Raw genomic sequence first — 12,390 nt, forward strand, 5'->3', positions numbered from 1 at the left:
GCCCGGCTGTGCGGGCCGCCCACCGTGGTCACCACCGCGCCGGCGGCGGGGGCGGCGACACCGGGGGACGGTCGTCGCAGGTGATGGTGTTCGGCAGCAGCCACGGCGCGAGCCAGCCGCCGTCGTTGCCGCCGAGGTCGGTCAGCGTGAACTCCGAGCCGGCCGGGGTGAAGTGGAACGACCCGCAGTTGTTGACGCCGACGGCTCCCACGTTGCGGGCGTCCACGTTGGCGAACGAGGCCGACCCGGCCGACCGGGCACTGAGCACCGAGGTGCCGGTGCCGTCGACCCGGACGTCACGGAAGCGCACGTCGTTGATCGAGTACAGGTCCTTCACCGGCCAGTCGCTGACCAGCATGATCGCGTTGTAGGTGTTGTCGAGGTACGCGTCGCCGGTCACCTCGATCGCCGCGTCGATGCTGCGGTCCAGGGCGAAGACCCAGATCGCGCCCAGTCCGATGTTCCAGTTCAGCTCGTACGTGCCGGCGCGGGCCGTGGTGTTGCCGGTGAAGCGCAGGTACCCGGTGAACGGCTCGGCGCCGAAGCGGGAACCGGCGTGCAGGCCGCTGCCCTCGCGTACCGGGTCGGCGACGAGGTTGTGCGAGACGGTGGTGTCCGTGCCGCCGTAGATGGCGATGCCGTTGGCCAGGGTCGGCGACTGCACGGTGTTGTGGTCGAACGTGTTGCGCGCGTTGGCCGTCTTCTCCGACCACATCGCGAGGCCGTCGTCGCCGGTGTTGCGGACGAAGTTGTGCGCGACGAGCGAGTCGGTGACGCCGGTGTGGAAGTTGAGCGCGTCGGCGATCTGGTCGACGATGATGTTGTTGGTGACGCGGACGTTGCGCATCGGGCCGTCGAACCACAGGCCCGCCTTGGTGTGGCGCAGGTGCAGCCCGTCGATCGTGGAGTCGCTCATCGCCCCGCCGATCGCGTTGACCTGGTCGGTGTCGACGCGTTCCCGCACGTCGCCCTCGATGGCGAAGCCGGACAGGTGGACGTTGCGGCTGCCGCCGTCGGCGGCGTCGCGGCCGTAGAACCCGACACCGGTGTGCACGGAGCCGTCCGGGGCGGGTGTGGGCAGGGCGACCTCGCGGCCCCTGATGACGGTGTACCAGTTTCCGGCGCCCTCGATGGTCACGTCGTCGACGATGATGTGCCGGTCGACCTGGTAGGTGCCCGGCGGGATGTACACCTTCAGGTGGTTGCGCCGGGCGAACGAGATGGCCCGGTCCAGGGCGTCGGCGGAGTTCCGCCGGCCGGTGGGGTCGGCGCCGAAGGCCAGCACGTTCGCCGCGAGCAGCCGGACGCGCGGCGGCGCGACCAGCTCCGAGTCGAGCAGGTCGATGACCGTCCACGCGGCGGCGCTGCCGGCCGGCGCGGTGAGCCGGATCCGGTCACCGGCCCGGTAGGTGCGCCCGAGCAGCAGGCGCTGTTCGTCGTAGAAGTGGGTGGGTCGGAACGGTGTGCTGATGCTCGGGTACGGCGTGGTGGCCGACGGCACGCACTGACACTCGGTGATCCACCAGTCCGGGTGCAGCAGCCCGGCCTGCGGGTCGTTGGTGAACGGGTACTGGTTGTAGAGCCACGAGTACTGGGAGGTGAGCGTCATGGTGCGTACGTGCCTGCCGTTGACCGCGACCGTCAGCGGCGCGGTGATGCCGCCTCCCCGCGGCGCGTCCGGGATGCTGTACCGCACGGTGATCCCGTTCGCCGCGCTGGGCAGGACGAACTCCACGTACTCGCCGGGGGTGAGCCGGACGGCCCGCCGGCCGGACGCTTCCGCGGGCAGGGTGTAGGCGGACCGGTCCGGACCGATGACCTCGCCGTCGGTGTGGGCGTTCTCCGCCTCCTGTTCGACGAAGTGGACGTCGGCGCCGCGCCCGGCGACCAGCGCCGGGTCGAGGGCGGCGCGGGTGACCACGGGCCGCGCGCCGGTGGACGCGGACGGCCCGGCGACGGCGACGGCGGGCGTGGCGACCAGCGTGGCGAGGCCGGTCGCGACCGCGACCACGGCAGCGGACGGCCGGCCCGGTCGTCTCCGGGCCGGCATGAGGCTGCGAAACATCGGTGACCCTCCTGGGTGAATGGTGGTGGAGGTCCGCCCGGCGCCCCCGACGCCCGACATTGATCTGCATGATGCAGCACCGGACAGTGCACTGCAAGACAACAATCGAACACCGAAAGGAGGCGACCGTAGGATCGCAAGAAGTGGACGATCAGTGAGTTGAGGTGTCGCGCTCCACCTGCGCCCGGACGACCCGCGCCGGGCGTACGCTGGGCCGCGTGGATCAAGAAGACCGGATCGCCCTGTTCCTCGACTACGAGAACCTCGCGCTGGGGGCGCGCGACAACCGTGGCGGCGCGGACTTCGACTTCCGGCCGATCGCCGACGCGCTGGCCGAGCGGGGGCGGGTCGTGGTGCGCCGGGCGTACGCCGACTGGTCCTACTTCGACGAGGACCGCCGGATGCTCACCCGGTCACACGTCGAGCTGATCGAGATTCCACAGCGGATGGGCGCGTCACGCAAGAACGCGGCGGACATCAAGATGGCCGTGGACGCCATCGAGTTGGCGTTCGAGCGTGACTACATCTCCACCTTCGTCATCTGTAGCGGTGACAGTGACTTCACCCCGCTGGTGCACAAGCTGCGCGAACTGAACAAGCGGGTCATCGGCGTCGGGGTCGAGGGGTCGACGTCGGCGCTGCTGCCTCCGGCGTGCGACGAGTTCCTCTACTACGACCGGCTGGAGGGCGTGGACATCCCGCCGCCCAGGGGTCGGCGCGCCCGCCCCACCGGCCGGCAGGCCGGCCCGGACCAGCGCCCGTCCGAGCCGGAGCGGCAGCACGAGCCGGAGCCGGAGGTGGACCGCCGTCCCGCGGGCGAGGAGCCCGGCCGCGACGTGGACGCCCTCGCCGTGCAGGTCGCCCAGACGGTGGCCGGGTTGCAGGGCAGCGCCAACGGCGAGGTCACCGCCTCCCGGCTCAAGCGCACGCTGCTACGCAAGGACCCGACGTTCAGCGAGTCCGACTACGGCTTCCGCACCTTCGGCGAGCTGCTGCGCCACCTCGCCGAGCGCAACGTGATCGAGTTGGCCGAGGGGCCCGCGAAGGGCGACCCGGAGGTATCGCTGCCCGAGCACGGCGACCGGGAGGTGGCGTTCGGTCTGCTCCGGGGCGTCGTGGCGGACCTGGGCAGCGGCGGCAACCCGGTGGCCCTGTCCGGTCTGAAGAACCAGGTGCGGCGGGCGCGCCCCGACTTCAGCGAGAAGAAGCTCGGCTACCGCAGCTTCCTGCAGTTCTGCAAGGCCGCCGCCACCGCCGGCGTACTCGACCTGCGGTGGAGCCCCGAAGCCGACGACTACCTCCTGACCACCCGGCCCTGACGGTCCGTGGCGCGTCGACCACGAGGGTGACAAGCCCCTGATCTGCAACTCAGGCGGGGGAGATCCGCCGTTGTGGTTTCGAACTGTCAACGCTTGGGCCGAAATACGCCAGGAATGCGGCTCTTGCCCTAGTCTGCGCCTTCCTGGGCCGTACCCTCGGCGCGGAAATTGCTATACGGTCGGCGAATGAAGGTCGAGGAGCATTGGTGGAACGGAGACACGACCCCGCGCGGGCGCCGGGACGTGTACATCCGTACTGATGGGCAGGGTTGGGAGGTTCGCGCCCAGATCGGTGGGGCGTCGGGCCGTGAGCGGGTGCAGCAGTGCCCCAGCAGGGCCTCGGCGGCCATTCTCGCCGACGCCTGGCGCGGCACCCACCCATCCTGGCGTGAGCTGAAGCAGCGCTGATCCGGCACCGGGCCGGGCCGGCAACGCTCCTGGGCTCCAACCCGACGCGCTTGCCGACCGGCCCGGTGCACGGCTCCCACCCACCGGTGCCCACAGGTCGCCGAGACACCTCCCGCGATGCGTTCCGTGTCCCCGCCGTCAGGCCGGGTACACGAGGGTGGCCAGCCCGATGGAGGTCCCCCATGTCGCAGGGTCCCGACGAGGAGAACCCGAGGCTCGCCGAGGAGATCCGGGAAGCCGAGCGTCGACTCGCGAACCTCGCCCACGCGCCGGACGACGCGCTGACCGACGACGACGCCCGGGTGCCGGACGACGCCCCCTTCGGGCAGGAGACCGACTAGGGCCTGTCCCGCCGGTCGTGGTCGCCGTACGAGCCCGGGAACCCGCCACCCACCGGCCCGGTGCGCAGCACCACCGTCGGAGCGTCGGTCATGCCCCCACCGGCCGGCGCCAGCAGGTGGGTCGCCGCGGGGGCGTCAACCTCCGGTGCGTTCCTGCGCCGCATCACCACCAGCCCGAGCGTGCCCAGACCCGCCGCGACCAGCAGGCCGCCCACGAGGAAGGGCAGCACCGAACCGTTCCCCTCGTCGCTGACCGCCTTGAGGGTGGGCGGCGCGGCCTCGGACGTGACGTCGACCGCCGCGGCGGGAGCGTTCGCCTCCGCGACGGGCGACGACGACGCCCTGGTGGGTGCCACCACCGCGGAGAGGGTCAGCCGTACGGTCGCGACGCCACCGGAGGTGCCCCGTACGGTCGTGCTGGCGCTGCGGTAGCCGCCCTTGGCCGCGCGGACCGTGATGGTGCCCGCGGCGATCGTCCTGCCGGCGCTCGCCGCGATCGAGAACTCGCCGCTGCGGCCGCTGGTCGTCCGGTACTCGTGCCCGGCGCTGTCCTGGATGGTCAGGGCCACCCCACCGATCGCCTTTCCGCCGGCGTCGCGGACCCGGCCGGACACCCCGCTCACCCCGGCCGCCGGCGCGCCGGACGACGACGTACCCGGGCCGTGGACGTAGACCATCTTGTAGGCATAGCTGTTCTCACCGGCGAGCCGGAGGCCGATCGAGATGTTGAGACCGGTGGTCTCACCCGGGCGAGCCCCGGGCGCGACGACCGTCGCGTCGAAGCTCCGGCTCTCGCCAGGCCCCAGCTTCGGCTCCACCCGGCATCCGGAGGTGCATCGCAGGCCGCCGCCGACCACCACGATCGCCTTTTCGGCCCGGCGTCCCGTGTTGGTGACGCTGAACCGCACGCGTACCTTCTCGTCGGGTTTCACGTTCTCCGCCGACACGCTGAGGATGCGGACGGTCTCCGGGGCGGCCGTCGCGGGTGTCGCCGACACCGCCAGCGGCCCCCCGGTCAGCGCGATCACGGCGGCGGCCACGGTCCATCGGACAGCTGAGCGTGTCGTCACCAACAACCACCCTCTCCAGGGACAGGCAACACCGGTCGATGACGCCGCAGGCCACTATGCCCTGTCCGGGATGGATCGCGCGACCCGCCTCCGACGGCTGGTCGGACGGCACCGACGGGCCGGGGACAAGGTCCGGGCGGCGACGGGACGGGGCCTGCCCGGCGAATCGTGCCGGACAGGCCCCAGGGTGACAACCGATCAGCGTTTGAGCGTGAAGGTGAAGTCGCCGGAGAGCGTGCCCCCCAGCAGACGGGCCATCGACACGATCTTCCCCTCGTTGATCAGCCGCTCGACCTCACCGCGCGACAGGCCACACCCGTCGGCGATCAGTCGTACCGGCCGCACCGGGATCCGGGCGGCGAAGTGGACCTCGACGTCGATCCTGTCGTGGTCCAGGTGATCCGGTCCGTCCGTGTCGAGCCGCCAGGCGTCGGTCCAGTCCAGGTCGAACCGGTTGAGGCGCCGCACATCCGGATCCTGAAGCAGTTCAACGGTCAGCCCGGGATCGTTGTCGTGCAGCCGGTCGAGCAGCTCCGGTCGGATGGAACGCACCGTGTCCCGTTCCAGGACCGTGAGCTTCGCCGTCTCCCCGCAGACGGTGCAGAGCGCGAGGAGCCAGACGTCGATGAGCTTGCGGTTGGCGTTGACGCGGAATTTGCCGCTTGGCCGAAGGAGCTCGGACGCACACGCGCGGCAACGGCGGCGTACGAGCGGCAGGCAGGTGGGCACGACGGCCCAGGTTGTGAGCACAGAGGTACACCGGTTTCAGTGAGAAGTCCGCAGCAAGAAGGAGCGCGGCGCAGATGCGCGACGCGCGACAGATCAGCGCTCGGGATGTCTCACAGGGTGTACAACGGCCCGCCCTTTGCCTGGACGACGTGGGTGGCCGCAGGGTAGTGGCGCGCGGCGGCGCCACTCCACCGGTTTTTCGGGCCGGCGCCGCTCAGGCGGTCGGGACCGGCAGCACCATGCCCTCGGCCGCCGACCGGTGGGCCAGCTCGATCAGCTCGACCGTGGCGACCGAGTCGCGTGGGTCGACCGGCATCGCGGTGCCGTCGCGCAGCGCCGCCGCCACCTGCGCGTAGAAGCTCTGGTACGCGCCCGCCTCGGTCGGCACCGGCCGCAGGTCACCGTCCACACCGAACATGCCGTACCGCTCCGGTGGGACCTCGCCCCAGCCCGGCTGGTCCGGTCGGCCGCCGTCGTGCAGCGCCGCCTCCTGGACGTCGAGGCCGTACGTCGTGTAGCCGGCCCGGTCGCCCAGCACCCGCAGCCGGGGGCCGAGCTGCGCGGTCACCGCGCCCATCCACAGGTGCGAGTGCACCCCGCTGGCGTGGGTCAACGCCACGAAGGCGTCGTCGTCGACCTCGGCGCCGGCACGGCGTCGGTCCACCTCGGCGTACACGCGGTCCACCCGGCCGAACAGCTGCACCGCCTGGTCGACGAGGTGCGCGCCCAGGTCGAACAGGGCGCCACCGGCCTCCTCGGGCCCGGCGAGCTCCCGCCAGCCCGGCTTGATCGCCGGCCGGAAACGTTCGAACCGGGACTCGAAGCGCAGCACCCGCCCCAACTCGCCCCGCTCGACCAGCCGGCGGGCGGTCAGGAAGTCCCCGTCCCAGCGCCGGTTCTGGAACACCGTCAGCGGTACGCCACGCTCGGCCGCCTCGTCGACGAGCGCCCGACCCTCGGCCGCCGTCGGCGACAGCGGCTTGTCGACGACGACCGGCAGGCCGGCGGCGAGCGCCGCCCGCGCCATCGGCACGTGCTGCCGGTTCGGCGTCGCGACCACGACCAGGTCCAGAGCGTCCGGGGTACGCCAGAACCCGTCGGCGTCGTCGACCAGGCGGGCGTCCGGGAAGTGCTGCCGGGCCTGCTCGCGCCGCTGCGGATCGCGGGTCACGATGGCGTCGAGGCGCAGCCCGGGCGTCGAGGCGATCAGCGGTGCGTGGAACACCCGGCCCGCCAGCCCGTACCCCAGCAGGCCAACCCGCAACGCCTCCGCCATGCCGCACCCCCGTCTCGCCGGCCCGCTCACCCGAGGTGGCTGCGGTGCCGGTTGTCGAATCTACGCTCCGCGGATGGTCCGGCGCTGGTCAGGCCGCCGGGTCGCTGCGCAGGTAGGTGAGCACCGCGAGCACCCGCCGGTTGGTGTCGTCGCTGGGCGGCAGGTCGAGCTTCAGCAGGATGTTGCCGACGTGCTTGCCGACCGCCGCCTCGGTGACGTGCAGCCGGGCCGCGATCGACGCGTTCGAGCGGCCCTCGGCCAGCAGCGCCAGCACCTCGCGTTCCCGCGCGGACAGGGCGGCGAGCGGATCACGCGGGCGGTGCAGGAGTTGTCGGACCACGTCCGGGTCGATGGCGGTGCCGCCCGCGCTGACCCGCCGCAGCGTGTCGACGAACTCGGCGACCTCGGCGACGCGGTCCTTGAGCAGGTAGCCCACCCGTTGGCCGTCGCCGCTGTCCAGCAACGCGGCCGCGTACCCGGTCTGCACGTACTGGCTGAGCACCACGACCGGGAGTCCGGGCCGTTCGGCGCGCAGCGCGACGGCCGCGCGCAGCCCGTCGTCCCGACGACCGGGCGGCATCCGGATGTCGGTCAGCACCAGGTCCGGCCGGTGGTCCCGGGCGGCGTCCAGCAGTTCCGGCGCGGAGCCGACGGCGGCGCACACCGCGAAGTCGAAGCGGGTCAGCAGCGCGACCAGCCCCTCGCGCAGCAGCACCTCGTCCTCGGCGAGCACCACCCGGGTCACCGACGACATGGCAGCTCCACCCGGACCAGGGTAGGCCCGCCGGGCGGGCTGGACAGCAGCAGCCGCCCGTCCACCGCGGCGACCCGGTCGGCGAGGCCGGTCAGGCCGGTGCCCCGGGCCGGGTCGGCGCCACCGCGACCGTCGTCGGACACCTCGACCACGAGGTCGCCGCCGGCCCGGGTGAGGCGGACGTCGGCGCGGGTCGCCCCGGCGTGCCGGGCCACGTTGCCCAGCGCCTCGGACACCACGAAGTACGCGGTGGTCTCGACGATCTCCGGCAGCTCGCCGTCGACGTCGGCGTGCACGGTGACCGTGACGGTGGCCGCGTCGGCCAGCTCCCGCACGGCCCCGGCCAGCCCGAGGTCGGTGAGGCTCTGCGGTCGGATGCCGTGCACCAACTGCCGCAGCATCACCATCAGCCCCCGCGCCTGGTCGTGCGCCACGGCGAGGGGCCGGGCGGCGGGGGAGTCCTCCGGTACGTCCAGCCGGGCCAGACCCAGCTGCAGGGTGAGGCTGGTCAGTCGGGGCTGCGCGCCGTCGTGCAGATCCCGCTCGATGCGGCGCCGTTCGGCCTCGTACGCGCCGACCAGCCGGGTGCGGGACCGGGTGACCTCGCGCAGCGCCGCCGCGTCGACGGGCCAGGCGAGCGCCCACCGGGCCACGGCGGCCTGGCCGGCGGCGAGCAGACCGGCCGCGTAGCAGAGCACCGGGAGCAGCAGCACACCGACGACCGCGTACGGAACGGCCTCCCCGGTGGTCTCGATCGGCTGCCAGACCACCACCGGATCGGCGTCGCTGACCAGCCAGGGACTGGTGACCATCCCGAGGTCGAGCAGCACCAGCAGCAACAGCACCCAGTACGCGACCGGGGCCACCCCGCCCAGCCAGAACAGGTACGCCACCTCCCGCCAGCCGGCGGCGGTGCGGTACCGGGCGGCCAGTCCCGGCCACGGGGACGCCGGCAGTGGACGGCCGTCCACGAGTCCGAGCCGCCACCGCTCCACGGCGGCGACCGGGAAACTCACGATCGGCGCGAGCGCCAGCAGGGTGAGGCTGCCGACCGCCAGGAACAGCATCAGCGGTATCTCCGGCGGTCGTCCGTGCAGCCGCAGCGCGTTGACGGCGGCGAGCAGGGGTGCGCCGAGGACGAGCAGCCCGACGGCGAGCACGCCCGCGATCGGCACGGTGCTGACCAGGTAGGCCAGCGCCCGCCAGGGCCAGGCGGAGACCAGCCAGTCGCGGCGGCGCAGAGCCTGGGCCAGGTGGGAAGGGCGTTGCGGGGTCATGCCACAGACGCTAATCGCGGGCGAACGGGCGTCCCAGCCGTCCAGATCCACTTCAGGGGTATGCCCAGCACTACCCGCCGGACGGGTGTGCGGCGTCCGGAAACGGGAAGGACGCGCCATCACGCGACCCGCGTGAGCTGTGCTCGCGGCGGCGGGAGAGACATGGGTGCCAGAACCTTCGTGGTGGTCGGCGGTACCAGCGGACTCGGTCTCGCGGTGGCCCGACTGCTGGTCGACGAGCACCGGGTGGTGGTGTTCGGCAACGAGCCCGCCGAGGTCGCCGCGACGACCGACCAGCTCGGGTGCGACGGGGCGGTCTGCGACGTGTCGTCGTACGAGCAGGTCCGCGACGGGTTCGCCGGGGTGGTGGAACGCTACGGCGCGATCGACGGGGTGGCGGTGTGCGCGGCGATGTGGGCGGGCGGCGGCCTCGCGGACCTTCCGGTGGAGCACATCAGGCGGGCCGTGGAGATCAACGTCCTGGGCGTCACGTACCTGCTCCGGGAGGCGCTGGAGCACCTGCGTCGGCAGGACCACGGGAACGTGGTGTACGTCGGGGCGACGGCGCTGGCGGCGCCCCGGCCGGGCATCCCGGTGTACCGGGCCACCAAGAGCTACGGCAGCAGCCTGGTCGACTCGCTGGCCGAGGCCCAGCACAGTAACCGGGTCAAGGTGATGCAGCTGCATCCCGGGCCGATGCCGACCCGGCTCCAGGAACGCGTCGGCGCCGACTTCCTCGACGAGGTGTACGCCCTGCCGGAACAGGTCGCCCCCGAGGTCGTCCGGCTGCTGCTGCTCGAACCCGACGACCTGTACGTGTCCGGTGAGCGCGTGCTGCGCGCGGACGGACGGTGGTGACTGCCGGAGCCGGACCCGCCGACCGTCCGGCCTCCGCGTGGGCGCCGCTGCGGACGGCGGTCTACCGCAACCTGTGGCTGGCGCTGCTCGTCGCCAACATCGGCACCTGGATGCAGACGGTCGGCGCGCAGTGGCTGCTGATCCACCACTCCAACGCCTCCACCCTCGTCGCCCTGGTGCAGACCGCCAGCCTGCTGCCGGTGCTGCTGCTGGCGCTGCCCGCCGGAGTGCTGGCCGACAGCTTCGACCGTCGGCACCTGCTGATCGCCGTGCAACTGTTCCTGGTCGCGGTGGCCCTCGCCCTGACGCTGCTCACCCTGACCGATCGGATGCCGCCGGCTCTGCTGCTCACGCTGACCTTCGCGTTCGGGGTCGGGCAGGCGCTCACCCTGCCGGCGTGGGCGGCGGTCATCCCGGAGCTGGTGCCGCAGGAGCAGCTGCGCTCGGCGTCCACGCTCGGTTCGATAAGCGTGAACGTGGCCCGGGCGCTCGGTCCGGCGCTCGCCGGTGTGCTGATCGCCCGTACCGGTGTCGCCCCGGTCTTCGGGCTCAACGCCGTCGCGTTCGCGGTCTTCACGTACGCGCTGTGGCGCTGGCGGCCCGGCAACGCCCGCGCGGTCGAGGTGCCCGAGCGGTTCGCCGCCGCGCTGCGCGCCGGCAGCCGATACGTACGGCACTCGCCGATCGTGCGCCGGTTGCTGCGTCGGGCGCTGGTCTTCGTGATCCCGGCCAGCGCGCTGTGGGCGTTGCTGCCGTTGGTGGCGAGCCGCCGGCTGGGGCTGGGTTCCGGCGGGTACGGGCTGCTGCTGGCCGCCCTCGGGGTGGGCGCTGTCGCCGGTGGCGTGCTGCTGGCCGTGATCCGCACCCGACTGTCGGCCAACCAGCTCCTGCTCGGCGCCGGGGCGGTGTTCACCGTGACGTTGGCCGTGGTCGCCACCGTACGCGTGGTGCCGGTCGTGCTTCTCGTCCTGCTGCCCGCCGGGATGGCCTGGGTGACGGTGCTGGCCAACGTCAACGCTGAGATGCAGCTCTTCCTGCCGGCCTGGGTACGCGCCCGTGGTCTGGCCGTCTACCAGGTGTGCTTCGCGGGCGGGCAGGCGGCCGGCGCGCTGCTGTGGGGGCTGGTGGCCGACATGGGCGGCCTGGTCCTCGCCTATCTCGCGGCGGCGGCGTTGATGCTCACCGGCACCGTGACGAGCCGGATCTGGCCGCTGCCCGACCTGCGCGCGGTGAATCGGGAACCGGCGGCCTACTGGCCGCAACTGCACCTGGCGTACGAGCCTGATCCGGGGGTCGGACCCGTGCTGGTGCTGGTGCGGTACAGCGTCCGGCCGGAGCGCGCCCGCTCGTTCCTGGCGGCCATGGATTCGGTGCGCGCCGCCCGGCAGCGGACCGGGGCGATGCGGTGGGGCCTGTTCCGTCCGGCGGAGACCACCGACCGGTTCGTCGAGGTGTACCTGGTGCCGTCCTGGGACGAGCATCTGCGCCAGCACGGCGGTCGGCTCACCGGCGAGGACCGTGCGGCCGAGGAACGGGCCCGGGAGTGCGCCGACGGCACTCCGGAGGTGCGGCACCTGGTGCCGGCCGCCGCCGGCCGCCGGCTGACCGACGACCGCGAGGCCACCTGACCAGAACGGGTAGGGGGTGCCAGTCCCAGGGTGGTCCGGGCGCGGGCCAGCGTGCCGGCGGGCGCCCGGACCACGCGGGCGTCAACGGCCCAGCGCACCGCAGGCTTGCTTGATGTCCGACGCCAGGTCGCTGTCCCCGCAGTCGGTGCCCGCCCCGGCCCGGCCGGCGAGCTGCCACCGCGTGCCGGACTGGTGGAGGAAGATCTGAGGCTTTGGGAGGATCTCGCCCGAGCCGGCCGGTACGGCGATCACCCGGGCGTAGGAGTTCTTGCAGGTGAGCACGTCGACCCGGGCGATGTCCAGCCCGGCGGTACTGCCGTCCAGCACCGTCCGGCTGGCGGCCAGCAGGGTGCCGGGCGAACAGGAGGGGTCGGTGTTGGGCGTCGGGTCCGGTGCCGCGGCGCCCGGCGGGTACGAGCCGTCGCCGGTGGTGCGGGACCCACCGCCGGTGGTGCGGGACCCGCCGCCCGTCGGGGGCGTCGGCGTGGCACTTCCGGCCTGCGGGCTGTCGGTCGGAGGCGACGTCGCCTCGCTCGGCGGTGCGTCCACGATGGACTCGGGCGAACTGGCGGTGGGCGCTGCGACCGGCCGCCGCTCGGCGTGGGAGCACCCCGCCACCGCGCAGGTCAGGGCTACCGCAACCGCCAGTGCCACGCCATGTCCTC

At 72.9% G+C, this 12,390-nt stretch carries 12 protein-coding genes; 5 read left to right on the top strand and 7 right to left on the bottom strand.

Annotated elements, in window-relative coordinates; genetic code table 11:
- Positions 1-28 precede the first annotated feature (28 nt).
- Positions 29-2,065: a glycosyl hydrolase family 28-related protein gene (locus ABZS77_RS12555; RefSeq protein WP_354821566.1), complete on the bottom strand. Its 2,037-nt coding sequence runs from the start codon at positions 2,063-2,065 to the stop codon at positions 29-31.
- A 218-nt stretch (positions 2,066-2,283) separates the two neighbouring features.
- On the opposite strand from ABZS77_RS12555, the gene ABZS77_RS12560 reads away from it, so the two are divergent.
- The 3 genes from ABZS77_RS12560 to ABZS77_RS12570 all read left to right on the top strand — a co-directional run bounded on the left by ABZS77_RS12560 (position 2,284) and on the right by ABZS77_RS12570 (position 4,133).
- Positions 2,284-3,384, top strand: coding sequence for a PIN domain-containing protein (locus tag ABZS77_RS12560; RefSeq protein ID WP_354821569.1), 1,101 nt, complete (start codon positions 2,284-2,286; stop codon positions 3,382-3,384).
- A gap of 186 nt (positions 3,385-3,570) precedes the next feature.
- The gene (locus ABZS77_RS12565) at positions 3,571-3,792 is read left to right on the top strand and encodes a hypothetical protein (protein WP_030335934.1); all 222 of its coding nucleotides are present in this window, start codon (positions 3,571-3,573) and stop codon (positions 3,790-3,792) included.
- A 182-nt stretch (positions 3,793-3,974) separates the two neighbouring features.
- The gene (locus ABZS77_RS12570) at positions 3,975-4,133 is read left to right on the top strand and encodes a hypothetical protein (protein ID WP_354821572.1); all 159 of its coding nucleotides are present in this window, start codon (positions 3,975-3,977) and stop codon (positions 4,131-4,133) included.
- Here ABZS77_RS12570 and ABZS77_RS12575 read toward each other — a convergent pair.
- The 5 genes from ABZS77_RS12575 to ABZS77_RS12595 form a co-directional block, all read right to left on the bottom strand.
- A complete protein-coding gene (locus tag ABZS77_RS12575) occupies positions 4,130-5,203 on the bottom strand; it encodes a carboxypeptidase-like regulatory domain-containing protein (protein ID WP_354821575.1) in 1,074 nt (357 codons plus the stop codon). The genes ABZS77_RS12570 and ABZS77_RS12575 overlap by 4 nt on opposite strands.
- 198 nt (positions 5,204-5,401) lie before the next feature.
- Positions 5,402-5,953, bottom strand: coding sequence for a DUF1062 domain-containing protein (locus tag ABZS77_RS12580; protein ID WP_354821578.1), 552 nt, complete (start codon positions 5,951-5,953; stop codon positions 5,402-5,404).
- Positions 5,954-6,146: 193 nt separating this feature from the next.
- Positions 6,147-7,208, bottom strand: coding sequence for a Gfo/Idh/MocA family oxidoreductase (locus tag ABZS77_RS12585; protein ID WP_354821581.1), 1,062 nt, complete (start codon positions 7,206-7,208; stop codon positions 6,147-6,149).
- 88 nt (positions 7,209-7,296) lie between these two features.
- Positions 7,297-7,962, bottom strand: coding sequence for a response regulator transcription factor (locus tag ABZS77_RS12590; protein ID WP_354821584.1), 666 nt, complete (start codon positions 7,960-7,962; stop codon positions 7,297-7,299).
- Positions 7,950-9,239 (bottom strand): sensor domain-containing protein, encoded by a 1,290-nt coding sequence (locus tag ABZS77_RS12595; RefSeq protein WP_354821587.1) that lies wholly within the window; start codon positions 9,237-9,239, stop codon positions 7,950-7,952. The genes ABZS77_RS12590 and ABZS77_RS12595 overlap by 13 nt, the downstream gene beginning before the upstream one ends.
- A 162-nt stretch (positions 9,240-9,401) precedes the next feature.
- Here ABZS77_RS12595 and ABZS77_RS12600 point away from each other — a divergent pair, with 162 nt between their 5' ends.
- On the top strand, positions 9,402-10,097 hold the full coding sequence (locus tag ABZS77_RS12600; protein ID WP_354821590.1) for an SDR family oxidoreductase: 696 nt from the start codon (positions 9,402-9,404) through the stop codon (positions 10,095-10,097).
- Complete coding sequence (locus ABZS77_RS12605; protein ID WP_354821593.1) at positions 10,091-11,725, top strand: MFS transporter; 1,635 nt, start codon at positions 10,091-10,093, stop codon at positions 11,723-11,725. The genes ABZS77_RS12600 and ABZS77_RS12605 overlap by 7 nt, the downstream gene beginning before the upstream one ends.
- Before the next feature lie 81 nt (positions 11,726-11,806).
- On the opposite strand, the gene ABZS77_RS12610 is transcribed toward ABZS77_RS12605, so the two are convergent.
- A complete protein-coding gene (locus ABZS77_RS12610) occupies positions 11,807-12,379 on the bottom strand; it encodes a hypothetical protein (RefSeq protein WP_354821596.1) in 573 nt (190 codons plus the stop codon).
- Positions 12,380-12,390: the final 11 nt, after the last annotated feature.

This window comes from Micromonospora sp. NPDC005298, assembly GCF_040607375.1.
In the GTDB taxonomy this organism is placed as follows: Bacteria; Actinomycetota; Actinomycetes; order Mycobacteriales; family Micromonosporaceae; genus Micromonospora.